The sequence below is a fragment of the Micromonospora sp. CA-246542 genome, assembly GCF_050942905.1.
Classification (GTDB): Bacteria; Actinomycetota; Actinomycetes; order Mycobacteriales; family Micromonosporaceae; genus Micromonospora.
Genome location: NZ_CP192040.1, coordinates 2,945,268 through 2,972,140, shown reverse-complemented (window position 1 = coordinate 2,972,140; position 26,873 = coordinate 2,945,268). Strand labels below are relative to the sequence as shown.

Annotated in this window: 19 protein-coding genes; 3 read left to right on the top strand and 16 right to left on the bottom strand. The window is 70.4% G+C overall.

The window, feature by feature from the left end; all coding sequences use genetic code 11:
* Window positions 1-422 precede the first annotated feature (422 nt).
* Window positions 423-1,850: an endo-1,4-beta-xylanase gene (locus ACQP0N_RS13810; protein ID WP_433120539.1), complete on the top strand. Its 1,428-nt coding sequence runs from the start codon at window positions 423-425 to the stop codon at window positions 1,848-1,850.
* A gap of 100 nt (window positions 1,851-1,950) precedes the next feature.
* Here ACQP0N_RS13810 and ACQP0N_RS13805 read toward each other — a convergent pair whose 3' ends face one another.
* Genes ACQP0N_RS13805 through ACQP0N_RS13790 form a run of 4 tightly spaced genes read right to left on the bottom strand, consistent with a single transcriptional unit; the run spans window position 1,951 to window position 6,253 of the window.
* Window positions 1,951-3,105, bottom strand: coding sequence for a serine hydrolase domain-containing protein (locus ACQP0N_RS13805; protein WP_433120537.1), 1,155 nt, complete (start codon window positions 3,103-3,105; stop codon window positions 1,951-1,953).
* Window positions 3,106-3,108: 3 nt separating this feature from the next.
* Window positions 3,109-3,933, bottom strand: a complete 825-nt coding sequence (locus ACQP0N_RS13800; protein WP_433120535.1) for a carbohydrate ABC transporter permease — start codon at window positions 3,931-3,933, stop codon at window positions 3,109-3,111.
* Window positions 3,930-4,901 (bottom strand): carbohydrate ABC transporter permease, encoded by a 972-nt coding sequence (locus tag ACQP0N_RS13795; RefSeq protein WP_433120533.1) that lies wholly within the window; start codon window positions 4,899-4,901, stop codon window positions 3,930-3,932. The genes ACQP0N_RS13800 and ACQP0N_RS13795 overlap by 4 nt, the downstream gene beginning before the upstream one ends.
* Complete coding sequence (locus ACQP0N_RS13790; protein WP_433120531.1) at window positions 4,898-6,253, bottom strand: ABC transporter substrate-binding protein; 1,356 nt, start codon at window positions 6,251-6,253, stop codon at window positions 4,898-4,900. Before ACQP0N_RS13790 ends, ACQP0N_RS13795 begins: the two co-directional genes overlap by 4 nt.
* Window positions 6,254-6,614: 361 nt before the next feature.
* On the opposite strand from ACQP0N_RS13790, the gene ACQP0N_RS13785 reads away from it, so the two are divergent.
* The gene (locus ACQP0N_RS13785) at window positions 6,615-7,640 is read left to right on the top strand and encodes a LacI family DNA-binding transcriptional regulator (RefSeq protein WP_433120529.1); all 1,026 of its coding nucleotides are present in this window, start codon (window positions 6,615-6,617) and stop codon (window positions 7,638-7,640) included.
* Between the two features lie 135 nt (window positions 7,641-7,775).
* On the opposite strand, the gene ACQP0N_RS13780 is transcribed toward ACQP0N_RS13785, so the two are convergent.
* From ACQP0N_RS13780 to ACQP0N_RS13750, 7 genes are all read right to left on the bottom strand, one after another.
* On the bottom strand, window positions 7,776-9,452 hold the full coding sequence (locus ACQP0N_RS13780; RefSeq protein WP_433120527.1) for a glycoside hydrolase family 27 protein: 1,677 nt from the start codon (window positions 9,450-9,452) through the stop codon (window positions 7,776-7,778).
* 263 nt (window positions 9,453-9,715) lie between these two features.
* Entirely contained in the window at window positions 9,716-12,112 is a 2,397-nt protein-coding gene (locus tag ACQP0N_RS13775; protein WP_433120525.1) for a ricin-type beta-trefoil lectin domain protein, read from the bottom strand.
* Between the two features lie 72 nt (window positions 12,113-12,184).
* Window positions 12,185-13,036, bottom strand: coding sequence for a sugar phosphate isomerase/epimerase family protein (locus tag ACQP0N_RS13770; protein ID WP_433120523.1), 852 nt, complete (start codon window positions 13,034-13,036; stop codon window positions 12,185-12,187).
* Window positions 13,037-13,042: 6 nt separating this feature from the next.
* Window positions 13,043-14,233: a substrate-binding domain-containing protein gene (locus ACQP0N_RS13765; protein WP_433120521.1), complete on the bottom strand. Its 1,191-nt coding sequence runs from the start codon at window positions 14,231-14,233 to the stop codon at window positions 13,043-13,045.
* 10 nt (window positions 14,234-14,243) lie between these two features.
* Window positions 14,244-15,221: an ABC transporter permease gene (locus tag ACQP0N_RS13760; protein ID WP_433120519.1), complete on the bottom strand. Its 978-nt coding sequence runs from the start codon at window positions 15,219-15,221 to the stop codon at window positions 14,244-14,246.
* A 2-nt stretch (window positions 15,222-15,223) separates the two neighbouring features.
* Window positions 15,224-16,198: an ABC transporter permease gene (locus ACQP0N_RS13755; protein WP_355050060.1), complete on the bottom strand. Its 975-nt coding sequence runs from the start codon at window positions 16,196-16,198 to the stop codon at window positions 15,224-15,226.
* Window positions 16,195-17,706, bottom strand: coding sequence for a sugar ABC transporter ATP-binding protein (locus tag ACQP0N_RS13750; protein ID WP_433120517.1), 1,512 nt, complete (start codon window positions 17,704-17,706; stop codon window positions 16,195-16,197). Before ACQP0N_RS13750 ends, ACQP0N_RS13755 begins: the two co-directional genes overlap by 4 nt.
* 524 nt (window positions 17,707-18,230) lie before the next feature.
* Between ACQP0N_RS13750 and ACQP0N_RS13745 the strand changes: the two genes are divergently transcribed.
* Window positions 18,231-21,785, top strand: a complete 3,555-nt coding sequence (locus ACQP0N_RS13745; protein ID WP_433120515.1) for a ThuA domain-containing protein — start codon at window positions 18,231-18,233, stop codon at window positions 21,783-21,785.
* 84 nt (window positions 21,786-21,869) lie between these two features.
* On the opposite strand, the gene ACQP0N_RS13740 is transcribed toward ACQP0N_RS13745, so the two are convergent.
* The 5 genes from ACQP0N_RS13740 to ACQP0N_RS13720 all read right to left on the bottom strand — a co-directional run bounded on the left by ACQP0N_RS13740 (window position 21,870) and on the right by ACQP0N_RS13720 (window position 26,872).
* A complete protein-coding gene (locus ACQP0N_RS13740; protein ID WP_433120512.1) occupies window positions 21,870-22,841 on the bottom strand; it encodes an aldo/keto reductase in 972 nt (323 codons plus the stop codon).
* Complete coding sequence (locus tag ACQP0N_RS13735; protein ID WP_433120510.1) at window positions 22,838-23,716, bottom strand: amidohydrolase family protein; 879 nt, start codon at window positions 23,714-23,716, stop codon at window positions 22,838-22,840. The genes ACQP0N_RS13740 and ACQP0N_RS13735 overlap by 4 nt, the downstream gene beginning before the upstream one ends.
* The gene (locus tag ACQP0N_RS13730; protein ID WP_425733489.1) at window positions 23,713-24,474 is read right to left on the bottom strand and encodes an SDR family NAD(P)-dependent oxidoreductase; all 762 of its coding nucleotides are present in this window, start codon (window positions 24,472-24,474) and stop codon (window positions 23,713-23,715) included. The genes ACQP0N_RS13735 and ACQP0N_RS13730 overlap by 4 nt, the downstream gene beginning before the upstream one ends.
* Window positions 24,471-25,499 carry a zinc-dependent alcohol dehydrogenase gene (locus ACQP0N_RS13725; RefSeq protein WP_433120507.1) on the bottom strand — a complete coding sequence of 343 codons (1,029 nt, stop codon included), beginning with the start codon at window positions 25,497-25,499 and terminating at the stop codon, window positions 24,471-24,473. The genes ACQP0N_RS13730 and ACQP0N_RS13725 overlap by 4 nt, the downstream gene beginning before the upstream one ends.
* 137 nt (window positions 25,500-25,636) lie before the next feature.
* Window positions 25,637-26,872: a mandelate racemase/muconate lactonizing enzyme family protein gene (locus tag ACQP0N_RS13720; protein ID WP_433120505.1), complete on the bottom strand. Its 1,236-nt coding sequence runs from the start codon at window positions 26,870-26,872 to the stop codon at window positions 25,637-25,639.
* Between the last annotated feature and the right edge of the window lies 1 nt (window position 26,873).

Below are 26,873 nucleotides of genomic sequence, written 5' to 3'. Positions count from 1 at the left end.
CCGACCAAAAGACCCGCCGACCGGGTCCGGTCCGGGAGGGCCGCCAATGTGGTCAGCGGAGGCGTCTGCCGCACGGCCACCGGCCGCCTTGAGCATGTTATCGATAACATGCTATGTTCCGCCAAGGAGTCGAGGGCACGTCCCTCCCGTTCGGAACCACCGGCACCTCGAAGGGCATCGGGTCCCACGACCCGGTCGACGGCCGGTGATCTGTCCGAGCCACACCTGTCCGGCGTTACGTCATTCCCGCGTCCACGCACGCGGCTGTCCATCGTGACGTCCGCCCCGCAGACAGCACCGTTGTCGACCCGTCGGCCGTCCCGGGCACCGCCGAATCCCGCCCGTACGGCCCCCGGCAGTCCCTCGCCGGTCGGGCAGGCCGACCTCGACTCCGCCGCCACCATTTGTCGAAAGGCAGGACCATGGACAAGATCCCCGACGAAAGCGCACCGCGACCCCGGTTCCGGGGCCGTCGGGTGCTGGTGCCGCTCGCGGCCACCCTCGCGGCGGTCGCCGCGACGGTGGCGGTGACCTCGACCGCCAACGCCGGCACCACGCTGGGCGCCTCGGCGGCCGAGAAGGGCCGCTACTACGGCGCCGCGGTACCCGCCTTCAAGCTGTCCGACAGTCAGTTCGCTGGCATCGTGAACCGGGAGTTCAACCAGCTCACTCCCGAGAACGAGATGAAGTGGGACGCCACCGAGCCGCAGCAGGGCCGGTTCAACTACAGCGGCGGGGACCAGATCGTCGCCCACGCCCAGTCGCACGGCATGATCGTGCGCGGCCACACGCTGCTCTGGTACCAGCAGCAGCCGGGTTGGGCGCAGGGCATGTCCGGCACCGCGCTGCGCAACGCCGCCATCAACCACGTCACCCAGGTCGCCACCCACTACCGCGGCAAGATCTACGCGTGGGACGTGGTGAACGAGGCGTTCGCCGACGGCGGCTCCGGCGGGCGACGCGACTCGAACCTGCAGCGCACCGGCAACGACTGGATCGAAGTAGCGTTCCGCGCCGCCCGCGCCGCCGACCCGGGCGCCAAGCTCTGCTACAACGACTACAACACCGACGGCATCAACGCCAAGTCCACCGGCATCTACAACATGGTCCGCGACTTCAAGTCCCGCGGCGTGCCGATCGACTGCGTCGGCTTCCAGTCCCACCTCGGCACCTCGGTGCCGGGCGACTACCAGGCCAACCTGCAGCGCTTCGCCGACCTCGGGGTCGACGTCCAGATCACCGAGCTGGACATCGCCCAGGGCTCCAACCAGGCCAACGCCTACGCCCAAGTGACCCGGGCCTGCATGGCCATCCCCCGCTGCACCGGCATCACGGTGTGGGGGGTCCGGGACAGCGACTCGTGGCGCAGCAACGACAACCCGCTGCTGTTCGACCGGTCGGGCAACAAGAAGGCGGCGTACACCTCCGTCCTCAACGCCCTCAACGCGGGCACCGGCACCCCGACCACGCCGCCGCCGACCACCCCTCCGCCGACCACTCCACCGCCGACCACTCCCCCGCCCACGACGCCGCCGCCGACCACTCCTCCGCCCACCGGTAGCGGGTGCACCGCCTCGGTGTCGCTGAACTCCTGGAACGGTGGCTTCGTCGCGACGGTCAAGGTCAACGCCGGCTCGACGGCCGTGCGGGGCTGGTCGGTCCGGATCACGCTGCCCTCGGGCGCCGCCGTCACCAACACCTGGAGCGCGCAGGCCAGCGGCTCCTCGGGTGCGGTGGACTTCCGCAACGTCGACTACAACGGCCAGATCGGCGCGGGCGGCAGCACGGAGTTCGGTTTCCAGGGCACCGGCGCCGGCCCGTCCGCCACTCCGACCTGCACCGCGAGCTGACCCGTCCCCTCTCAGCTCACCCCCTGAGCGCCCCCGGGGCCGCGCGGACCACCGCGCGCCCCGGGGGTGCTCGCCGTCATGGGGGTACGCCTACCCCGCCTCAGGCGTCGAGGCAGGAGCGGACGGCGGCGGTGAGCCGGTTGGCGCGCTCGTCGCCCGCGCCGTACATCTGGTTGACCACGTAGCCGAAACCCACCTCGTGGTACGCGTCGGCGAAGGCGAGATTGCCGCCGGCGCCGTCGTGGCCGAAGCTGCGCTCCCCCAGCAGCGGCCGGGCCGGCTCGGAGTGCAGCAGGAAACCGGTGCCCCAGCGCTGGCCGGTGTCGGGCGGGCCGTGCCGTTGCTGGCCCCGCGAGCGGACGACGACCGCGTCGTCGACCGACGCCCCGGTGAGCAGGGGCCCGCCGCCCACGTCGGACACGCAGGCCGCGTAGAGGCGGGCGAGGCCGTCCGCGGTGCTCACCGCTCCCGCGCCCGGAATGCCGGCCGCCTGGATGTCCGGGTCGTTGAAGCTGACCAGACCGTCGGCGTCGGCGGGGAAGGCGAACGCGCCGCCCATGGTGATCCCCCGCTCGGCGACCGGGTCGACGAAGGGATCGGCGTCCGGTGGTGGGGCCAGATCCCAGGCCACGTCGTCGCGCTCGGCGGCGGGCAGCCCGAGCCAGGTACGCAGTCCCAGCGGGCCGGCGACGGTGTCGCGGAAGTACGCGCCGGGAAGCTGACCGGTGACCCGGTGGATGACCTCGCCGACGAGCCACCCGTAGGTCATCGAGTGGTAGCTGTGCGCCGTACCCGGTTCCCACAGGGGGGTCTGCGCCTCGATCGCCGCGATGACCGGGTCCCACGCGAGCACCTCGTCGAGGGTCAGCGGCCGGTCCAGCGCCGGCAGGCCGGACTGGTGGGTGAGCAGCCACCGTACGGGAATGTCCGCCTTGCCGTGCTGGCCGAACTCCGGCCAGTAACGCGTCACGGGCGCGTCGAGGTCGAGGCGTCCCTGCTGGGCGAGCAGGTACGCGCAGATCGCCAGGATCCCCTTGGTGCACGAGAAGACGACGACCGGCGTGTGCGCCGTCCAGGGCCGCCCGGTGCGGGAGTCGGCCAGCCCGCCGTACAGGTCGACGACCTTGCGGCCGCGCACGTAGAGGGTGACCGCGGCGCCGACCTCACCGCGGAGGGTGAAGTTGTCGCGGAACGCGTCGGCGACGCGCCCGTAGCGCTCGTCGACGTCGCCGTGGATCTGCGGCTGCGTGGCCACTGCCTATCCCTTCAGTGAGCCCTGGATCAGGGCCTTGATGAACTGTCGCTGGAAGATCAGGAACACGATGAGGGTAGGGGTGAGGATCAGCAGCGAGCCAGCGCACAGCAGCACCAGGTCGGTGCCCCACTGGCCCTGAAACGCGCCGAGCGCTCCGGCCATCGTGCGTTTGGTGGCGTCGTCGACCAGCACGATCGCGAGCAGGAACTGGTTCCACGTCCAGAGGAACATCAGGATCGTCAGCGAGGCGATGGCCGGTCGGGCCAGCGGCACATGGACCCGCCAGAACAGCTGCCAGGTGCTGCTGCCGTCCACCCGGGCGGCCTCGGACAGCTCGACCGGCACGTTGGTGAAGTGGGCGCGCATCCAGAACACCGCGAACGGCATGTAGAGGCCGATCAGCGGCAGGATGATGGCCCACCGGGTGTTGAGCAGGCCGAGGTCCTGCATCTGGTAGTAGAGCGGGGTGACGACGGCCTCGAAGGGCAGCGTGAGGCCGAGCAGCAGCAGACCGAAGACGAGCCGGCCGCCGGGCACCCGCAACTGACCGAGCCCGAAACCGGCCATGGTGGCGATGAGCACGGACACCGGTACGACGCCCGCCACGATGAGCAGGCTGGAGCGCAGCAGCGCGCCCATGTTGGCGGCGGTGAACGCGTCGGCGAAGTTGCCCCACTGCGGGTCCGACGGCCAGGCCAGACCGTCGGGCACGGTGCCGCGCGGTTGCAGGGCGGCCGAGAGCATGCTCACGAACGGCAGCAGGGTCACGAGGATCAGGGCGATCAGGAAAACCCGACCGGTCAGCTGCTCACGTCGGCTCAGGTTCACGGCTTCTCCCCCCGGGTGAGTCGCTGGATCGGCAGCACGAACGCCAGTACCAGGACCATCAGTACGACGGCGAGCGCCGAGGCCAACCCCACCTGACGCTGCGAGAAGGCCAGCCGGTAGATCTCCAGACCGGGGACGGTGGTCTGCAGGCCCGGTCCGCCGCTGGTGGAGATGTAGACGATGTCGAAGCTGGCCAACGCGGCGATGCTCGTGACGGTCAGGCAGACCCCGATCTCCTGACGCAGGCTGGGCAGGGTCACCGCGAGGAACTCGCGGACCGGCCCCGCGCCGTCCAGCCGGGCGGCCTCGTAGAGCGCCGGATCGATCTTGCTCATGCCGGTCACCAGCAGGATCGTGCAGAGGCCGAGCAGGACCCACGCCCCGATCACCCCGACGGCGGGCAGCGCGGTGTCGAAGTCGCCCAGCCAGGCGCGGGCCAGGCCACCGAGCCCGACGGCGCGCAGCACCTGGTTGACCAGACCGTTGGTCGAGAGCAGCCAACTCCACGCGATGCCGGCCGCCACCAGGGGAATGACCTGGGGCAGGAACAGGATCGTCCGGACCACGGTGCCGAACGCGCCGGTGGTGATCCGGCGGACCACGCTCGCCACCAGCAACCCGAGCGCGACCGGGATGAGGCTGAAGAAGACGATCAGGATGATCGCGTTGGAGATGATCTTCAGTAGGTCGCTGTCGGTGAAGACCGTGACGTAGTTGTCCAGGCCGGCCCAGCGGGCGACCCCGATCCCGTTCCAGTCGTAGAGCGAGTACTGGACGGTCAGGGCGAGGGGCCGCAGGACGAAGACCGCGTACATCACGAAGGCGGGCAGGACGAACAACCAGCCGGTCCCGGCCGCGCGGGCCCACCGGCGTCGGTGGGCCCGCGCGGAGGCGGGACGAGCGGGACGATCCACGGACGACGCCCGGCCGTCCCGCCCTGGTGGTGCGCTGCCGAGGGCAGACGTCATCGGGACAGTTCCTTCTCGTACTCGGCCTGGACCGCCTTGACGTACCCCTCGGGCGTCTGCTGGCCGGCGACCAGCTTCTGCATCTCGGGCGTGATCGCGGCGGCGAAGATGCCACCGGTCGCGTTCGCGGTGAAGTCGACCGCGCCGTTCTCGGCCCCGAGCTGCTGCGCCGCCTTGAGGGTCTCGGCCAGCACGGTGTTCGGGGCGGCGGCCGGCACCGGAAGGTCGCTCGGGCCACCCGGGCTGGACCCGCCGACCGTCACGGCGATCTCTCGCGCCTTGGCGTTGGTGTGGACCCAGTTGAGGAAGAACGCGGCGGCGTCCGGGTTCTTGGCCTTGGCGGAGACCCCGAAGGTGTTGGGGGCGGACATCGCCACGTGCTTGGCGCCGGCGGCCTCGCCGGGGAACAGGAAGAAGCCCACGTTGCCGGCCATCGTCTTGTCGAGGTTCGCCGACTCCCAGTCGCCGTTGAACATGAACAGACCGTTCCCCTTCTGGAACTGCCCGACCATGCCCGCGTAGTCCAGGGCGTTGGCGTCCTTGGTGAAGTAGCCGGCCTGCGCCCACTTCTGGATGGTCTGGGTGGCCTTCAGCGCGGCCGGCGTGTCGAAGGTGGCTCCCGGCTTCTGGAAGATCCAGTCCGCCACCTGGGCCGGGTCGCCGAACTGGTTCTGCAGCGCCTGGTGCGGGAAGTTGATGCCCGCGGTGTTCTTGTTGAACTGCATGATCGGCTGGACCCCGCTGGTCTTCGCCTTCGCCAGCACCTGCTGGAACTCCGCGACCGTGGCCGGCGGCTGGGTCATGCCGACCTGGGCGGCCAGCTTCTTGTTGTAGAAGACGCCGGTGACGCTGTAGCCGAGCCCCATGCCGTAGAGCGATCCGACGCCCCGCGTCTCGTCGCCGACGCGCAACTGCACGAGCTGCGAGGCGGGGAACTTGTCCCAGCCGTACGCGGTGACGTACGGGTCGAGGTTCTTGAGCAGGTCGTCCTTCACGAGGTCGACCATCGTGGGGAGCCGGATGATGTCGGGCGCGTTGTCCGAGGCCATCACGCGGGGGGCGTTCTCCACGATGACCGTGAACTGGTCCTCGCGGATGTTGAACGTGACGTTCGGGTGCTGCTTGGAGAACTCGTCAGCCAGCGCCTTGGCCAGCGGAAAGCCGGTCTCCGCGTACATCTGGAGGGTGACCGGCCCGGTGCCCAGGTCCGTCTTGACGGCGGCATCGGGCCCGGCGGTCGACGACCGGTCGGCTCCGGGCGCGCTGCACGCCGTGGCGGCGAGCCCCAGCACCAGCAGCGGTCCGAGGACCAGCGCGCCGCGTCGCGGGAATGTCGTCAGCGTTTGTGCCATGTCATGACTCCTATGTTTCCTCCGCGCGTCCCACGACCCACGGCCGCGCGACGGCTCCACCGGGACCTTCGCGACGGGCGAGCCGCCACGACACGTACACCGTGACCACCTCGCGCCGCCGCGCTCGCGTACCGACTCAGCAGGCGACCGACGGCGTCTACCGACGCGCCAAAAGTGGCCGCTAAACTGATTTAGCAGAGCATGCGCGTGACACCGGAGGCTGTCAAGGACAACCTGGCAACGGTCCGGAAACATCGGGTTCACACCACGCCCGACCCGACCGGGGCCGGGCTCCGTGCGCCGACGCATCATGATGGGCGGGAGCGGGAGCCCGTGGCGCCGCGCCTGATTCGGAGGACAGATGGGCCGCAACAGAGCAACCCTGGCCGACGTCGCACGGCGGGCCGGGCTGTCCAAGACCGCCGCGTCGATGGTGCTGAACGGCAGGGAGGGCACCCGGCTCTCGGCCGAGGCACACCAACGCGTGTTCGCCGCCGCCGAGGAGCTGGGCTACCGGCCCAACCTGGCCGCACGCAGCCTGCGTACCCGCAAGACCGCGACCATCGCGTTCGTCTCCGACATCGTCGCCACCACCCGCTTCGCCGGCGGCCTCATCCGCGGCGCGCTCGACGCGGCCCGGGAACGCGACCACGTGCTGCTCATCACCGAGACGCAGGGCGATGCCACCTTCGAGCAGTACGCCATCGAGGCCATGCTCGACCGGCAGGTCGACGGGGTGATCTACGCGGCGATGGCCACCCGGCGGCTCACGGTGCCCCCCGCCATCCTCGGCGGCCCGGTGGTGCTGCTCAACGCCACCAGCTCGGACAACCTGCCCTGCGTGCTTCCCGACGACGACCGGGCCGGTCGCGCGGTCGCCACCGCCCTGCTGGAGTACGGTCACCGCGACGCCATCGCGCTCATCGGCCGCAACCGGATCAAGGAGGGCGACCAGGAGATCTCCCTCGCCGCCCGGGCCCGCCTGCACGGCATCCAGCAGGCGCTGAGCGACGCGGGCGTCACCCTCCTGGCGGAGTCCTTCTGCACCGAGTGGCTGCCCGAACACGGTTACGCCGCCACGCGCGCCCTGCTGAACCGAACCCAACGACCAAGCGCCATCATCTGCATGAACGACCGGCTGGCGTTCGGCGCCTACCAGGCACTCGGCGAGGCGGGCCTGACCGTCCCGGACGACATCTCGGTGATCTCGTTCGACGACGATCCGATCGCCGCCTGGCTACGTCCCAGCCTCGCGACCACCGCGCTACCGCACGAGCAGATGGGGAGGCGCGCGGTGGAACTGCTCCTGGACAGCGGGGCCGCCGAGCGGTCGCTCGTCGCGATGCCGCTGCGCCGACGCCGGTCCCTCGCGCCTCCCGCCGCCTGATCCGGGCGCTCCCTGCGCGGGCGGGCCCGCACCGGCACACGCCCGCGCCCGGCTCGACGGGGCCGGACGACGACAGGTCCGGTCCGGGGCCGTGCCGCCCCGGACCGGACCTGTCGAGCTGTCAGCGCGGTGTGGCTAGCGCCGGGTCCAGCGTTGGTTGGAGGCCCCGGTGCAGGTCCAGAGGAGCACCGTGGTGCCGTTGGCGGTCGCGTTGTTGTTGACGTCGAGACAGAGGCCCGACGACGCTCCGCTGATCGTGCCGTTCGAGTTGAACGTCCACCGTTGGTTGGCGCCGCCGTTGCAGTCCCAGATCTGGACCTTGCTGCCGGCGCTGGCGTTGGTGGGCGCGTCCAGACACTTGCCGAGCGCCTGGAGGGTCTGTCCGTTGGCCGTCCACCGCTGGTTGGCGGCCCCGTTGCAGTCCCAGATCACCGGCTGGGTGCCGTTGGTGGTGTTGCTCTGCGGGACGTCCAGGCAGCGGCCGGAGGCAACGCTCGCCAACGCGAAGGAGGTCGTCGGCGGCGGGGTGGTGGTCGGCGGCGGCGTGGTCGGCGGCGGGGTGCTGGTGTCGCCGCCACTGACCCGGTACACCACCGTGCCGTGCGCCGGGACGCTGGCGGAGATGGAGCCGGTGCTCGTGCTGGTGGTGTTGTTCCAGGCGTCCACCAGGGTGAAGGAGCTGCCGGACTTGCCGACGGCGGCGGCCGTCGTGGAGATCGTCGTCGTCGAACCGCTCTGGTTGAACAGCGCGACCGCGACGTCACCGTTGGCCAGCCGCTTGGCCAGCACGCGACGGGTGCCGTCGAACGACACCTGGCCGGCCTGCAAGCCCAGGGCGTCCTGGTTGATGCCGATCAGGTTGGCGTTCTTGAGGATCGTCTGCGTCGCGGCGTTCATGTTGCGGACGTCGTTGCCGGCGATCAACGGCGACGCCATCATCGCCCACATCGCGAAGTGGCTGCGCATCTCGGTGTCGTTCATACCGCCCCGGCCGACCTCCATCATGTCCGGGTCGTTGAATCCACCCGGGCGCGCGTACGAGGCCAGCGGCACGGTCACGTTGATGATGTTCTGGATGCCCATCGGGTAGCCGTTGGTCTGCCCGGTGTCCCACGCGTTGGTGATGTCCTCGGTGGTGCGCCACATGTTCGCCACGTCGCCCCAGTTGCGCTGCGGGCCGGTCTTGGCGTGGATGCTGTTGGAGTTGATGCTGTAGACGATCGGCCGGCCGGTCGCGGCCAGCGCGTCGCGCATCTTCGCGAACGTGGTGACCTGGTCGTTGATGCTGCCGTTCGGCGAGCACCAGTCGTACTTGAGGAAGTCGACGCCCCAGGCGGCGAACTGTCGGGCGTCCTGCGCCTCGTGACCCTGGCTGCCGGTCGCGCCCGGATAGCTGTTGAAGTACTGGGCGCAGGTCTTGTCCACCGGCACCTGGTAGAGGCCGAACTTCAGCCCCCGGGCGTGCAGGTAGTCGCCGAGCGCCTTCATCCCGCTCGGGAAGCGGGTCGGGTCGCCCTGGAGGTTGCCGGAGCTGTCGCGGTTCGGGTTGAACCAGCAGTCGTCGACCACGACGTACTGGTAGCCCAGATCGCGCATTCCGTTGCTGACCATCGCGTCGGCGGTCTGCCGGATCAGCCCTTCGTTGATGTTGCAACCGAAGGAGTTCCAGCTGTTCCACCCCATCGGGGGTGTCCGGGCGACGCCGTTCTCCAGCGCCTGGGCCCCGGGAGCCCGCAGGCCCACGAGGGCGGCGGCCACGAGAAGCCCGGCCGCCGCTGCCCGCCCCCAGTGACGGGCTCGGAATCGCTTCATTCGGGAGCGTCCTTTCGGTAGTGCCATCCACGGGGGACGGCAACCCGGATGAGGCGGGCACCGTCGTGTGCGCGACCACTGTTAGCGTTAACAGCGGACGCCGGTCATATTACGGAGCCGTTTCGTCGAATTCAACTAGTTCTATGTTTTGACGTCTTGCCAGTTCCCGCCGGTCGAAGCTCGGGCCGGCCGTCGACGTGCAGGGGCAGCCCCCGTCGGTCTCGGGTGACCGACGGGGACCGCCTGCCGGGGCGGGCCCTGGCTCAGCCGCGCAACTGCCACTGCTGGTTGGTGCCGCCGTTGCACGACCAGAGGATGAGCTTCGTGCCGTTCGCCGTCGCGGCGCCGTTCGCGTCCAGGCAGAGGCCCGACTGCACGCCGGTGATCGTGCCGTTGGCGTTGACGTTCCACTGCTGGTTGGCCTGGCCGTTGCAGTCCCAGATCACCACCTTGGTGCCGTTGACGGTGCCGGCACCGGAAGCGTCCAGGCACTTGTTGCCGTACACCATGAGCTGCCGGCTGGCGGTCACCGTCCACCGCTGGTTGGTTGCTCCGCTGATGCAGTCCCAGAGCTGGGCCTGCGTGCCGTTGGTGGTGACGGATCCGCCGATCTCGGCGCAGCGACCCGACTGGACGCCCACGATCTGCCCACTCTGCGGGTTGGTGTTGCCGCCGCTCTGGACGCCGGCTGCCGCGATCACGGACTGCGCGCCCGACGGCCAGTTTCCGTTGGAGACCGTGACGTTGCTGTTGACCACGTTGCCCCGGTCGCCGTTCGTCACGTTGGTGCTGCCGTTGGTCGACCAGTTGTTGGTGACGGTGAAGTTGCCCATGTTCTCCGCGTAGTAGTAGTTCGCGGTAGCCCAGGTGCCGGTGGAGGAGAACACGTTGTTGCGGGCGGTGTAGTAGCGCGAGCCCTCGTCGAAGTAGAGCCCGAACCAGCCGTTGGTTCGCAGGCAGTAATTCTGGTTGATGGTCCCGCCCGGGTTCGCCGAGAGCGTGTAGATGCACCCGCCGTCGGTCATCTGCTGCATCACGTCGTGCACGTAGTTGCCGATGACCTGGTTGTTCGACGCGGTCGTGGCCGTGGAGTAGCGCGGCTGGTAGTTGTAGAGGCCCCGGTTGGCGTAGTGCTGGCTGCCACCGGCGTCGTTGGCGCCCCAGCCGTAGCCGACCGACAGCCCGGTGTACGGCATGTTGTAGACCTCGTTCTGCGAGACCAACGAGGTGCTGACGTAGGTGGTCAGGATCGACACCACGCCCCGGTACTCCACGCCCAGGTCGTGCACCCGGTTGTTGCTGATGGTGACGTTCCGGTTGACCATCCGCTGGTCGCCGGGGTGGTGGGCGTCGGCGCGCACGCCGCCGACCACGATGCCGCCGGCCGAGTTGCGGGCGATCTCGGAGCGGGTGACCGTGATGTTGCTGGTGCCCAGGCCGACGCCGCTCGCGTGGGCGTTGGCGTCGTTGCCGATGCCGATGGCCGTCTGACCCAGGTTGACGAACTGCGAGTCGCTGAAGGAGATGGTGTTGGCGGCCGACACCTGCACGGCCGCGGGCATCTGGGCCCAGCTCGGCCGGGTGGCCTCGAACAGCGGGCAGCCCTCCTGGCAGGAGGTCAACGCGTCGGACGGGCGGGCCCAGGTGCCGACGATGTGCGCGCCGGTCTGCTGGTCGGCGAAGCCGTTGCTGCTGCTCGGGCCGAGCCAGCTCGTGCCGGTGAAGGTGATGCCGCTGAACGAGATGTGGTGCGCGGGCGCGTCGTACGTGCCGCCCACGTTGACCAGCGACTGGAGCTGCGGCAGCTCCACGCTGACGCTGTTCATGTTCTGCCCGGCGAGCGGGATGTAGTTGAGCTGCCCACTGCCCGGGTTGAGATACCACTCCCCCGCCGAGTCGAGGAACTCGTACGCGTTGGCCAGGTAGAACGGCCCGGCCCGGTGCGGACGGGACAGGGTGTCGAAGCCGAACGTGTTGTTGTTCCAGGCCGGCTGCTGCATCGTCAGGAAGTTTCCGCTGATGCTCTGCACGGGCGAGTACCGGTCGGTGAACGAGCCGACGCTCTCCACCTCCACCCGGCTCTGGTTACCGACGTTGTTCAGGTAGCTCAGCGCGCTGTTGCTGAACCGCATGCCGCTCGTGGTGAAGGTGAAGTCGGCGCGGTTGACGGCGGTACGCGCCCGGGTGGCGATGGCGCCGTTGACGTAGAGCTGACGGCTGTCCAGCCCGGCGGGGACGCTGGCCCGCCAGATGTTCTTCGCGGAGTCGACGAGCGACCAGCCGGTGACCGCCCGCGCGCCGCTGATCGTCGGGCGGGCCGAGGCGGCCGCCCGCCAGATCACCTGGTAGCCGCCTGAGCCGGAGTCGGCGGCGGTCAGCCGCAGCGGCGAGGTGAGCCGGTACACGCCGTCGGCCAGTTCCACGACGATGTCGCCGGACATGGAGCTGTTGAGCGTCCGGACGGCGGCCTGGGCGCCGGCCAGCGAGCACGGCTGGCTGGCGGAGCAGGTGCTACCGCCGCCGGACGGGGACGCGTAGAGGGTGGTGGTCGCCGCGGCGGCCGGTGTGGCCGAGGCGGTGACGGCGACCAGAGCGGTCAGTGCCGCCGTGGCGGCGCCGGCGAGAAGCCGGCGCGCCACGGAGATGGATGAGACGGACACGGGACGGTCTCCTGGGGGGTAGAGGTGGGGTGGTGGGGTTAGCGCTAACAACATGGGCGTGCCGGCGCCCGGTCAGGCGACGACCTTGCGGAGGTGGTGCAGGCCGTCGACGGCGAGGCGGTCCTGGGTGGGGGCCAGGGGCCGCCAGATCGACGCCGCGGTGGCGATGGTCGCGTTGTCGGCCGTGAACGACTCGATGCAGACCGCGCCCCGGTAGCCGGTGCCCCGCAGGACGGAGAAGAAGCGGGGCCAGTCGAAGTGGTCCGCGCCGGGAGCGCCCCGATCGGTGCCACTGACCTGGACGTGCTTGATGTGCGGACCGGCCAGCGCGAGGGCCGCGTAGGGGTCTGCCTCCTCGATGTTCATGTGGTACGTATCGATCATGATGCCGACGCTGTCGGGCAGACCGTCGATCGCCTCGATCGTCTGCTCGACGGTGTTGACCACGCTCGTCTCGTAGCGGTTCAACGCCTCGACACCGATGCTCACGCCGCACTCGCCGGCCCGGTCCGCGACCGGCGCGAGCGCCCGCCGGAAGTCGGCGTAGCAGGCGGCGCGGGCCGCCGCCGACATCCGCCAGGTGCGCCCGACGGCCGCGTACACCGGACCGCCGACGCAGGGCGCGCCGACCGCCGCCGCGCTCGCCACACACCCCATGAGGTACGCGACGGTCGACTCGACGACGGCCGGCGTGGTGTCCACCAGGTCCCGCCCGGGCGGGGTGACCGCGCAGACCCCGGCCGCAGCGAGGCCGTGCTCGGCCAGCAGGTCCCGCGTGCGGACGGGATCCCAGTCGCCGGGCTGCTCGATCGGCAGTTCGACCGCGTCGAATCCGAACGAGGCGATCCGCGGGATCAACCGGGCGAGAGCCTCGTCGTCGACCGGCGAGGCCCACACCCAGGGGTTGACGCCAATGGCGTACACCGCAACCTACTTCCAGCGCTGGGGGTAGCCGGGCAGGTCACGGCAGCCGCACATCGCGTAGTGCAGCGGCGGCATGCTCGCGTCGAGGTACTGGTCCAGGTTGTCCTGGGTGATCGTGGGCTGCGGCAGCTTCCACGGGCTGGACACCTGCTTACCGTCGAGGATGTCCAGAGCGGCGATGACCGGCGTCCGCCACTGGTACGTCGGGTAGGTCGGCGCGATGGCGGTGAGCTGCTTGTCCTTCCAGAGCTTCAGGAAGTCGAGCTGGTCCTCGCCGTTCATCGGCGGCACGGGCTTGCCGGCGTCCTGGAACGCCTCGACCGCCGCCACGGCGACCGCTCCGGCGTCCATCCAGACCCCGTCGATCGTGCCGTACCGCTGGATGTAGTCGTTCACGATCTTCTTGGTCTTGGCGGGGTCGCCGTCGGTGAACTCCACGCCCACGACGTCGACCTTCGCCTTGTCCAGCGCGATCTTCGCGGCCGACCAGCGGGTCTCCAGCACATCGACGCCGGGCAGGATGCGCAGCGCCAGCAGCTTGCCGCCGGGCTTCATCTTCTGGCTGACGAACTCCGCGCCGACGTGGCCGAAGCCGTAGCCGCCCACCGGGTTGATGAACGTCACCGGGCAGGTCGTGTTGACGCCCCGGTCGAAGACGACCACCGGCAGGCCGGCCTTGCAGGCGGCCTCGACGGCCGGGGTGAGCGTGGCGGTGGTGTTCGGCGACACGATGAGCGCGTCGCAGCTCTTGCCGAGCAGATCGTTGATGTCGGCGATCTGCTTCTGGTCCTTGCCCTCGGCGTCGACGTGCACGAACTCGCTGATGCGGGACTTCTGCGCCTCGACCTCGGCCTGCATGGTCTTGAACCCGACCTGCCGCCACGGGTTGTTCAGCGCCGCGTTCGAGAAGCAGATCTTGTGCGGACCGGCCTTCTTGAACTTGGCGGTGTCCACCATCTTGGGGTTGAGCACCTGCTCCCACGGCTTGTCCGCCGGGCCCGTCGGGGCGGCGTCGAGCAACGCCAGCTCGTTGTCGTAGTCGGCCTGCACGAAGAACTTGGACTGCTCCCCGGTGCCGGACCCCGCAGCGGCGGACGCGCTGCCGGACGGGGACGCGGTCGGCTCGTCCGTGGCACACCCGGCGGCGGCCAGCGTCAGCACACCGGCCGCGGCCAGGGCGGTCATGGATCGTCTCATCGAATCACCTTTATCTTGAGGAGGAGGAACGCGAAGCCGAGACCGCCACGGCGAGCAGGATGATCACGCCCTGGACGGTCGATCTGAGGGCACCGGAGACGCCGGTGAAGTTCATCAGCGCGAAGAGCGTCTCGAGGGTCAGCGCACCGAGCATCGCCCCGACGACCGAACCGCGACCGCCGCCGAGGGCGACCCCGCCGAGCACGACGGCGGTGATCGCGGCGAACTCCAGGCCGACGCCGGCCTGGAACGACACACCGCTGTACCCGCCGAGCAGGATCGCCGCGACCGCCGCCGCGACACCGCTGAGCACGAACGCGATCGTCTTGGTGAGATTCACGCGTACGCCGCTCAACTCGGCGGTGCGCGGATTGTCCCCGACGGCGACGAGCGTCCGGCCGAAGTCCGAACGCGTCAGCACCACGGCGATCGCGGCGACGACCACCAGCACGAGCAGCGCGTACGGGATCCGGCCGAGCAGCGGCACGTCCTCGATGGCCCGTCGGCCGAACCGGCGGAACTCCTCGGAGAGGCCGCCCTTCGGTGCGCCGTCGGACCACAGGTAGACAGCGCCGACGAGGATCAGGAACATGCCCAGGGTGGTGATGAAGGACGGCACCCGCAGCACCGTGGTGACCAGACCGTTGACCAGCCCGACGAACGCGCCGCCGACGAGCAGCAACGCGACCACCGGCCAGGTGCGCGACGGGTCGCTGTCGATGAGGCGGGCGGCCACGACGACCTGCGCCGTGACCAGGGAGCCCACCGAGAGGTCGAACTCGCCGCTGACGATCACGAAGTACTGGCCGGCGGCGAGCAGGATGATCGGCGCGGAGCGACCCAGGAACGACATCAGCGACCCGGGGGCGAGGAAGTCGGGTTGGACGAACGCGATGATGATCAGCAGCACCGCCAGGAGCGCGGCGATCGGCGCGATCCCGTCGGGGCGGATCCGGAGGGTGAGCGGACGACGCTCGGCGACCCGCATGGTCAGGACCCCGCCTTTCGCATGGCCCGTCGGGCGTAGACGGCGACCGCGGCGATGATGATCACGCCACGGATCACCTGCTTGAAGAACGCGTCGACCTCGAGCTGGTTGAAGACCGCGTCGATGCTGGCGAGCAGCAGCACGCCGCCGATCGTGCCGAGGACGCCCCCGCGCCCGCCCGCGAGGGCGGTGCCACCGAGGACCACCGCGGCAATGGACTCCAGGTCGTAGAGCCCTTCGGTGCCCACCCGTGGGGCGCCGGAGCCGAGCCGGCTGGCCAGATAGACGCCGGCCAGCCCGGCACAGAGGGAGCACAGCACGTGGGCCGTGACAAGGACCCGGTCGTTGCGGACGCCGGAGAGCCGGGCGACCTCCGGATCGCCCCCGACGGCGACCAGGTGGTGGCCGAACCGGGTACGCGAGAGGGCGAACCAGGCCGCCGCGGTCACCGCGAGCAGCAGCAGGAAGGACACCGGCACCGGGCCGATCCGCTGGTAGCCGAGCGTCCGGACGAGAGCGGGCGCGCTCTCGCCGGCCGGGCCGTCGTAGCCGTTGTCGAGGTAGCCCTTGAGCAGCAGTCCGACGCCGAGGGTCGCGATGAACGCGTTGATCCGCAGCTTGGTGACGAGCAGCCCGTTGAGCAGTCCCACGCCGGCGCTGACCGCGAGCGCCAGCCCGATCGCCGGAAGCAGGGCGCCGTCGCTGCCGTTCATCGCCTCGGCCGCCACCAGGGTGCTGAGGCTGATCACGAACGCCACGGAGAGGTCGAGCGATCCACCGAGGATGACCAGGGTCTGCCCGACGGCGACGAGCCCGAGGCCGGCGGCGACGTGCAGCAGGCTCACCGTCGTCGACTGGTTGAAGAGCTGACCACCGTCGAGCATGACGATCAGCCAGCCGACCACGAGGGTGAGGGCAAGGGCCACGTACACGCCCGGCACGGCACGGCGGGCCGGACGCAGCGACAGGGCGGTCATGAGGCAACCTCTCGGACGGTGCCGACGGCCAGGGCGACGACGTCCTCCTCGGTCGCGCCGGCGGGCAGTTCGCCCGCGATCCGACCGTCGCGCAGGACGACGATCCGGTCGCTCATACCGAGCAGCTCCGGCAGCTCCGAGGAGATCATCAGCACCGCCGCGCCGTCGCTGGCGAGGCGGCGGACGAGGTCGTGGATGGCGGATTTCGCCCCCACGTCGATGCCCCGGGTCGGCTCGTCGAAGATCAGGATGCGCGGGCTCAGCGCCAGCCACCGGGCCAGCACCACCTTCTGCTGGTTGCCGCCGGAGAGGAAGCGGATCTCCTGGTCGTCGCCGGCCGCGCGGACCTCCACGGCGGCGAGCAGCTCGCGTACCCGTGCCGTGCGGGCGGCGCGACCGGACCGTGTCGCGAAGGCGGCCCGGCTGGCCAGCAGCGCGTTGTCGAGCACCGATTGCCGTGCCACGATGCCCTCGCCCTTGCGGTCCTCGGTGACGTACGCGATGCCGGCCCGCATGGCAGCGCGCGGCGAGCGCAGCCGCACCGGTTCGCCATCCAATTCGACGGCGCCCGTCGTGAGCGGTGCCACGCCGAAGAGCGCCCGGGCGAGCGCGGATCGTCCGGAGCCCTGTAGGCCGCCGACGCCGAGCACCTCGCCGGCGCGCAACTCGAGGTTCACTCCCCGCAGCTTGCGGTTACCCCCGTCGCGGACGGTGAGCCGTACCGGCCCACGGTCGTCGGGGCCGGCCCGCTCGGGGTAGTAGCTGGACAGCTCGCGGCCGACCATGTGCCGGACCAGCTCGTCGGCGGTCGTGCTCGCGGTGTCCACCGTGGTCACCCGGCGACCGTCCTTGAGCACGGTGATCCGGCTGGACAGGTCGAAGACCTCGGTGAGCCGGTGCGACACGTACAGCAGACCGATCCCGCGCTCCTGGAGGCGGCGCACCAGCCCGTAGAGCAGTTCGACCTCCTGGTCCGCGAGGGCCGCCGTCGGCTCGTCCATGATGAGCAGTCGCGCGTCCAGGGCGAGCGCCTTGGCGATCTCGACGACCTGCTGCTGGGCGACGCCGAGCCGCCCGACCCGGGCGTCGGCCGGCAGGGCGGTCTCGCCGATCGAGGTGAGCAGTTCGCGGGTGCGGTCGAGCATCGCGCGGCGGTCGACCAACCCACGCCGGACCGGTTCGTGGCCCAGGTAGACGTTCTCCGCGACGGTGCGCTCGGGCAGCAGGTTGAATTCCTGGTGGATGATGCCGACGCCGGCGCGCTGGGCATCACGGGGGCCGTGGAACGCGCGCGGTTGGCCGGCGAACTCGACGGTGCCCTCGTCCGGGGCGTACCCGCCCGAGACGATCTTCATGAGCGTCGACTTCCCGGCGCCGTTCTCACCGACGACGGCGTGCACCTCGCCCGGCGCGACGTCGAGGTCGACGCCCTCGAGGACGCGTACACCGAGGAACGACTTGCCGATGCCCCGCAGGGCCAGCAGCGGTGCCGGTGGTGGATCTGACATCCCGATAGCCCTTACAGATAGTAGTCATCGACGAGGTCAGCACAGCCGCCGGTAGGCCGTTCGACGCGCTGAGTGACGCACTTTCGCAGCTTGCTGAAGAACTTGCGTTTTTATGGTGCAAACATTTCCTTGACATCGAGGAAACATCACACGTATGAAGATAGATGTTTGGATGCGGGTCCGCAATCCTCGATCTGCGGTGACAGCCAGGCCCAGCACTCGATCGGCACGAGTGCGGGCATGGACCGGTCAGGCCCGACCACCCCTACCCGGGGGTAACATCAGACGCTCGACGTTATATTGACACTCCTCAATGGATGATTCATCCTGACCTCGCAGACCATGGACGAGATCACAGCCCACATCACGCTGTGTGACATCCAGCGGGGCTGACTGCCGTCTCGGCGTACGGCACGACGACCGCGACCAGCACACCCGTGGCTCTCGCGCGCCCAGGCACGACCTGACGCGCTGTCGGCCCGTGCTCGCACTCGCCAGTTGCCCGCCCAGACCTAGGAGACGGCATGCGTCGCCCCACACTGATCATCGGATTGATCGTCGGCCTGTTGGTGGCCCTCGGCCTGGCCCCGCCAGCGTCGGCCGCCCCGGCGTTCCGCGCCCTGTTGTTCACCAAGACCGCCGGCTACCGGCACGACTCGATCCCCGCCGGGATCTCGATGATCCAGCAGCAGGCCGCCGCGAACAACTTCGAGGTGGTGGCGACCGAGGACGCGAGCGTCTTCACGGCCGCCAACCTCGCCACCTTCGACGTGGTCATCATGCTCCAGACCTCCGGCATGGTCTGGACCTCGGCCTCCCAGCGGCAGGCCATCGAGGGTTACCTCGCCAGCGGCAAGGGGATCGTGGGCGTGCACAACGCCACCGACATGGGCATCGAGTCTGAGTACCCGTGGTGGGACCAGATGATGAACGGCGGCGCCCACATGCCGGAGCACTCCCCCGGCGTGCTGGCCGGCACGGCCATCGTCGCCGACAAGCAGCACCCCTCGACGGTCGGCCTGCCGGACCGCTGGAGCCGCAGCGAGGAGTGGTACAACTTCGACTCCAACCCGCGCGGCAACGTGCACGTCCTGGTGACCGCCGACGAGCGCACCTACAACCCAGGCTCACGGGCGATGGGCCCGGACCACCCGATCTCGTGGTGCCGCAACACCGGTGGCGGACGGGTGTGGGCCACCGCGATGGGCCACGCCATCGACTCCTACAGCGAGACCTACTTCCGCAACCACGTCCTGGGCGGCATCAAGTGGGCCGCCGGCAACCTGCCCGGCGACTGCGGCGGCACCGTCTGGGGCAACTTCGAGAAGCGCACCCTCGACGACAACACCGCGGACCCGATGGCGCTGTCCGTGCTGCCGGACGGTCGCGTCCTGTACGTCCAGCGGGGTGGCCAGGTCAAGATCTTCAAGCCGAGCACGAACAGCACCGTCACCGCTGCCACGCTGAGCGTCTACACCGGCGGTGAGGACGGCCTGACCGGCGTGGCGATAGACCCCGCGTTCGCCAGCAACGGGTACGTGTACCTGTACCACTCACCCGCGAGCAGCTCGACCGACGTCAACCGGGTGTCCCGCTACACGCTCTCCGGTGACACGCTCAACCTGTCCACCGAGGCCCGGATCATCGACATCCCCGCGTACCGGGACCGGACCTTCGCGGAGCCCGGGCACACCGGCGGCTACATCGACTTCGGCCCGGACGGCAACCTCTACATCGGCACCGGCGACGACACGCCGCCCAACCTCGACCCCAACTGGCAGGGGTACGCCCCGCTGGACTGGCGCTCGGGCAAGTCCAACCTGGACGCCGCCCGGTCCGCCGGTAACACCAACGACCTGCGGGGCAAGCTCCTGCGGATCAAGCCCTCGGCCAGCGGCGGGTACACCATCCCGACGGGCAACCTCTACCCCCAGGGCACGGCGCAGACCAAGCCCGAGGTGTACGCCATGGGCTTCCGCAACCCGTTCCGCTTCTCGATCGACCCGACCACCGGGTGGGTCTACCTGGCCGACTACGGCCCGGACCGCAACCCGCCGACGACCAACCGCGGCCCGGAGGGTCTCGTCGAGCTGAACGTGATCAAGACGGCCGGCAACTACGGCTGGCCGTTCTGCCACGGCAACAACCAGCCGTACGCGCCGTTCAACCCGGACACCGGTGTGGTCGGGGCGAAGTTCAACTGCAGCGCGCCGGTCAACAACTCGCCCAACAACACCGGCCTGGTCAACCTCAAGCCGGTCGTCTCGCCGAACATCTGGTACGGCTACCCGGCCTCGACCACCTTCCCCGAGCTGGGCTCCGGCGGGTCGGCCCCGATGGGCGGCCCGGTGTACCGGTACAACGCGAACAACCCGTCGGCCACGAAGTTCCCGCCGTACTACGACGGCGTGCACTTCTTCTACGAGTGGGCCCGCAACTACGTCAAGGAGGTCCACTTCGACTCCTCGACGGCGGTCACCCGGACCAACCCGTTCCTGCCCGGCGGCAACTTCAACAAGCCCATGGACATGGAGTTCGGCCCCGACGGCTCGCTGTACCTGCTGGAGTGGGGCTCGAACTTCGGCGGCGGCAACAACGACTCCGGGCTCTACCGGATCGACTACATCCAGGGCGGCCGGTCACCGATCGCCAAGGCCGTCGGCACGCCGACCAGCGGCAGCGCCCCGCTGACCGTCCAGTTCAGCAGCGCCGGCACCAACGACCCGGACCCTGGCAACACCCTCAGCTACCAGTGGACCTTCGGTGACGGTGGTACGTCCACGGCAGCCAACCCGGCACACACCTACACGGCCAACGGCGACTACACCGCGCAGCTGAAGGTCACCGACAACACCGGCAAGACCGGCTTCGCCAACGTGCAGATCACCGTCGGCAACACCGCCCCGGTGGTCACCATCAACGTGCCGCCCAACGGCGGCATGCTGAACTTCGGCGACAAGGTCTCGTACACGGTCAGTGTCTCCGACCCCGGCGGCGCGGCCATCGACTGCACCAAGGTGTTCGTCAACCCGGCCCTCGGCCACGACGACCACGCCCACGAGACCACCGAGTACCCGGGGTGTTCGGGGACCATCTCCACCGACCTGCTCGGTGGGCACCCCGAGGGCGCGAACCTGTACTACGTGCTCAACGCCCGCTACACCGACAACGGCGGCTCGGGCGGCGGCTCGCCGCTGACCGGCTACGCGACGGCGATCCTGCAACCGAAGCACAAGCAGGCCGAGTACTTCAGCAGCCAGTCCGGCATCCGGGTCGTCGACCAGAGCGCCGCGGAGAGCGGCAAGCGCGTCGGCGACATCTCCAACAACGACTGGGTGGCGTTCAACCCGATGAGCCTGTCGGGCATCAGCACCGTCAGCTACCGTCTGTCGTCGCCCAGTGGTGGGGGTTCCATCGAGCTGCGGGCCGACTCGCCGACCGGCACCCTGCTGGCGACGACGTCGGTGCCCAGCACCGGCGGCTGGGACAACTACCAGTCCACGGCGGCGACGAGCGTCGCGGCCCTGTCCGGGACGCACACCCTCTACATGGTGTTCAAGGGCAGCTCATCCAACTGGTTCGACCTCGACGCCTTCACCTTCGGCGGCAACGGCGTGGGGGTCCCCGGCAGCGACACCGGTGGTGGCGTGGCCGGAAAGACCTGGACCCTCACGGCCCAACACAGCGGCAAGCTGATGGACGTCAGCGGTGTCTCCACCGCCGACGGCGCCCAGGTGGTGCAGTGGGCGGCCACCGGGGCCAACAACCAGAAGTGGCAGGCGGTGGACGCCGGTAGCGGCGCCGTCTACCTCAAGGCGGTGCACAGCGGTAAGTGCCTCGACGTCGTCGGAGGCTCGACCGCGCAGGGCGCCTTCCTGCAACACACCACCTGCAACAACTCCAACCAACAGAAGTTCACCGTGACGGCGACCGGCACCACCGGTGTCTACACGGTCAAGAGCGCGCTGAGCGGGCTCTGCGTGGACGTCAACGGTGCCTCGACCGCCGACGGGGCCCGACTGCTGCAGTGGGGCTGCCACAGCGCCGCCAACCAGCAGTGGCGGTTCACCCAGGTCTGACCACCGGACCTGGCGCGAACGAAGCGCCGGCCACCCGCTCCTGACGACGGGTGGCCGGCGCTCCGGCTTTTCAGCGCCGCGCCGTCAGCGGAGCAGTCCGGCGTCGCGCAGTGCCACCCACAGCTGCTCCGGGACGTCCGCGTCGAAGCGGCGCAGGGTCTCGGTCACCTGGGCCTCGTCCCGCAGGCCGACCACCGTCGAGACCACCACCGGGTGCCGGCGGACGAACGCCAGCGCCGCCTGGGGCAGCGTGACGCCGTACTCCTGACAGACCGCCGCGATCCGCCGGGCCCGTTCGATCACCTCGGGCGGCGCCTGCTGGTAGTTGTAGGTCGCGTCGGCCGGTGGCTGGTCGCGGGCCAGCAGCCCGGAGTTGTAGACCCCGGCGATCACCACGCCCACCCCCGCGGACTGCGCGGCCGGCAGCAGGTCGTCGGCCGCGCCCTGTTCGAGGAGGGTGTAGCGGCCGGCGCACATCACCACGTCGATGTCGGTCTCCCGGACGAAGCGGGCCAGCATCGCCGACTGGTTCATGCCGGCGCCGATCGCGCCGACGACCCCCTGGTCACGCAGCTCGACCAGCGCCGGTACCGCCTCGGTCGCCGCCTGCTCCCAGTGCTCGTCCGGGTCGTGCAGGTACACCACGTCCACGCGGTCCAGGCCGGTGCGGTCCAGGCTGGCCTCCAACGACCGCAGGACACCGTCGCGGCTGAAGTCCCAGACCCGCCGGTGGTCGGCCGGCACGTCGAACCCCTCCGGGTCGCGGTCCCGCGCGCCCTCGGGCGAGGGTACGAGCAGCCGCCCGACCTTCGTCGACACCACGTACTCGTCGCGGGGCCGGGACCGCAGCGCCGCCCCCACCCGGCGCTCGGACAGGCCGAGACCGTAGTGCGGCGCGGTGTCGAAGTACCGGATGCCGGCGTCCCAGGCGGTGTCGAGGGCCGCCGCGAACTCCTCGTCCGACGTTCCCCGGTACAGGTTGCCGCCCTGCGCCGCGCCGAAGCCCAGCGTGGTGAGGCGTACCCCCGGTCGCCGGGGCAGCTCCCGGCCCGTCACGGCTCCCCCAACCCGTACGCGCGGACGGCGGTCTCCCGCCAGATCGACGCCTGCTCCGCGTCGGCGAGCGGTTCCAGCAGGTCGGCGAGGACGCCGACCCACCGGGTGTAGGAGCTGGCGAGCAGGCACACCGGCCAGTCGGAGCCGAACATGAGCCGGTGCGCCCCGAACGCGTCGAGCGCGTGGTCGATGGCGGGGCGCAGGTCGGCAGCGGACCAGGACGAGCCGTCCACCTCGGTCACCAGGCCGGAGAGCTTCGCGGTGACGTTCGGCTCGGCGGCGAGCGCCCGCAGGTTGGCGGGCCAGTCGCCCAGGTCTCCCCTGCCGAGCGACGGCTTGGCGAGGTGGTCCAGGACGAACGACACCTCGGGCAGGTCCCGGACGAGCCGCGTGGCCGCCGGCAGTTGATGGTCGCGGACCAGCAGGTCGTAGGCGAGATCGGCGGCCCCGACGGCCGCGATGCCCCGCCGGACGTCGCGCCGGTCGAGGTACGCCGGGTCGGGCTCGGACTGGACCAGGTGGCGGATGGCGACCAGCCGCTCCCCGCCGCGGGCGGCGCGCAGCCGGTCGAGGCGCTCGTCGATGTCGTCGGCGGCGAGGTTGACCCAGCCGACGACGCCGCCGATGAGGGGATCGTCGGCCGCGATGCCCAACAGGTGTTCGGTCTCCGCCACGGAGGCGATGGACTGCACGACGACGGTCTCGGTGACCCCGGCGGCCCGCGCCGCCGGAGCGAGATCCGCCGGGGTGAAGTCGTTGTCGATGGCCGCCATCGTGTCCGGGTCGATCCACGGTTGCGGGTGCCGGGCGCGGACCCAGAGGTGGTGGTGCGCGTCGATGATGCCGGGACGCCCGGTCGGCGTGGGCCCGGTCATCGGCCCAACCATCCGCCGTCGACGGGCAGGACGGTGCCGTGCACGTAGTCCGACGCGGCGGCGGCCAGGAACACGGTGGCGCCGGCCAGATCGTCGGCGCGTCCCCACCGGCCGGCCGGGATCCGACCCAGGATGGCGTCGTTGCGTACCGGGTCGTCGCGCAGCGCCTGGGTGTTGTCGGTGGCGATGTAGCCGGGTGCGATCGCGTTGACGTTGACGCCGTGTCCGGCCCACTCGTTGGACAGCGCCCTGGTCAGCCCGGCGAGGCCGGACTTGGCCGCCGTGTAGCTCGCGACGTTGATGCCGCCCTGGAAGCTCAGCAGCGAGGCGGTGAAGATGACCTTGCCGCGACCCCGGTCGACCATCCGCCGGCCGATCTCCCGGGTCAGCACGAACTGGCTGGACAGGTTCACCTGCACCACCCGGTCCCACATCTCGTCGGGGTGCTCCACGGCCGGCGCCCGGGCGATCGTGCCGCCGTTGTTCACCAGGATGTCCACCGGCGCGACCGCCTCGGCCTCCTCGGCCAGCCGGTACACCGCGGCCCGGTCGCCCAGGTCGGTCCGGATGCCGGTGAACCGGCGACCGGCGGCCTCGACGCGCCGTTGGACCTCACTGCCCTCCGGCTCCAACTGCGCCGACACCCCGATGATGTCCGCGCCGGCCAACGCCAGCGCCTCGGCCATCGCCAGGCCGATCCCCCGCCGGGCCCCGGTCACCAGGGCGGTCCGTCCGGTCAGGTCGAACAGGACGCTCATCGCTCCTCCTCCCGCCAGTCGAGCAGCACCTTCATGACACCTCCGCCGGACTCCAGGGCCGTGAACGCGTCGGTGACGCCGGCCACCGGGAGCACCCGGGAGATCAGCTCCTGGGCCGGGATGACGCCCGCCGCCACCAGCCGGATCGCCTCGACGACGTCCTCGCGCCGGTACAGCCGCGCGCCCAGCAACTCCAGTTCCCGCCAGAAGAAGCGGTGCAGGTTCACCGGACGTGGCTGCGGGTGGATCGCCACCATCACCAGCCGGCCCCGGGTGGTGAGCACGTCCACCGCCGTGCCGACGCCGGCGGCCGAACCGGAAACCTCGAACGCGACGTCCGCGCCCGCGCCGCCGGTCCGTTCGTTGACCAGCGCCACCACGTCGGTCGGCCCCGGGTCGACGGCCTCGATGCCGATGCCCGACGCGACTCCGCGCCGGAAACCGTCCGGTTCGACGAGCAGGACCTGGGCCCCCCGCTCACGGGCGACGGCGGCGATGAGGACGCCCACCGGGCCCCCGCCGACGACGACCACGTGCTCGCCGGACGCCACCTGCGCCCGGCCGACGTCGTGCACCGCCACGGCGACGGGCTCGACGAGCGCCGCGCGGTCCAACGGCAGGTCATCGGGGAGCGGCAGCACCAGGTCGGCCGGCACCGTCCAGGACGACTGCATCGCGCCGGGCGAGTCGATGCCGAGGAAGTCCATCGCGTGACAGATGTGCGAGTGTCCACGACGGCACGCCGGGCACTGCCCGCAGGCGCGCGTGGGCATCACGGTGACGGGCTGCCCGACCCGCAGGTCGGTCACGCCGTCGCCGACCGCGGCGACGCGCCCCGACATCTCGTGTCCCAGGACCGCCGACGCGCCGACCCGGGCGTCCATGTCGCCGTGGAAGATGTGCAGGTCCGTACCGCAGATCCCGGTGTACGCCACCGCGATCCGTACCTGGCCGGGGCCCGGCGGTTCCGGTGCGCGGTCCTCGATCCCGAGGTCCCGTGCTCCCTTGTAGACAACTGCCTTCACTGCTGCTCCGTCTCGACGTGGTGGATACGTACGGTGCGGGTGACAGGGCGGCCGGAGCCGCGTCCGCGGAGTCGGCGCCACGGACACGGTAATCATCCGACCAATTGAGGTCCAGCGCGGTTACGGTCCGTACCGGCTCAGTGCCGCAGCGGCGCCACGTCGTTCGGGGACGTGACCGCGTCGACGAGCAGGGCCTCGACCCCGGCCGGCACGGCGGCGACCGGGTGCTCGGCCACCGCGAGCAGCCGCTTGCCGGCTCGCTCCGGACGGACGTTCGGGCTGTCGGCGGTCGGAGTGCCCGGACGGTGTCCGGCGGCCGCGATCGCCGCCTCGTCCACCCGTACCCCGAGACCGGGTGTCTCACCCAGGACGAACGCGCCGTCCTCGACGTGCAGGTCGAGGCCGATGCCCTTCGGTGGTCGGAGATCCTGCAACTCGCTCACCAGGTGGTTGGGCACCGAGGTCGCGGCGTGCAGGAGACCGACGGGAATGTTGCCGATGGGGCTGACCGGTAGGTCGTTGGCGTGTGCCAGGGCCGCCACCCGCAGGAAGTGGGTGACCCCCCAGACGGCGGCCGTCTGCACGATGTCGACCGCGCCCGCCGCGATCAGCGGTCGGTACTGCTCCAGCCCGGTGAGGTTCTCACCGGTGGCGATCGAGGCCCGTACGCCCCGACCCACGGCGGCCAGGCCCTCGGCGTCCCAGCGGCGGACCGGCTCCTCGATCCAGATCAGATCGAGGGTACGTTCCAACTCGGCCACGTGGCGCACGGCCTGCTTGCGCGACCACGCCTCGTTGACGTCGAGCATCAGGCCCGGCCGTCGGCCGTGACCGGCCTCGGTCAGCACCTCCCGGACCAGGCCGAGCCGGTGCCGGTCCCGCTCGATGTCGAGACCGCCCTTGAGCTTGGCGGCCCGCAGGCCGTACCCGGCGTAGACCTCGTACTCGGCGACGAGTTCGTCGTCGGTCAGCCCGATGTCGAGACCGGAGGCGTACGCGGGAACACGCCGGTCCCGCCCGCCGAGCAGGCGCCAGAGCGGCTCGCCGGCCATCTTCGCCTTGATGTCCCACAGGGCGGTGTCCAGCGCGCCGATCGTCCCGAACACCAGGCCGGCGTGCCCGGCCTTGAACGTCTGCCGCAGCATCCGGTCGTACAGGGTGGACACCGCGCGGGGATCTTCCCCTTCGATGGCCGGGAAGATCTTGTCGATCTCCACATGCGGCCCGAGGCCGATGCCGTCGATCCCCTCGTCGGTCTCGACGATCGTGATCGGCAGTGTCGTCACGCCGTCGGGGAACACGCCGTTGGCGTCGCCGACGGGTCGGCCCCACTCCTGGACCGTCGTCAGGGTTCGATACCCGGTGATGCGCATG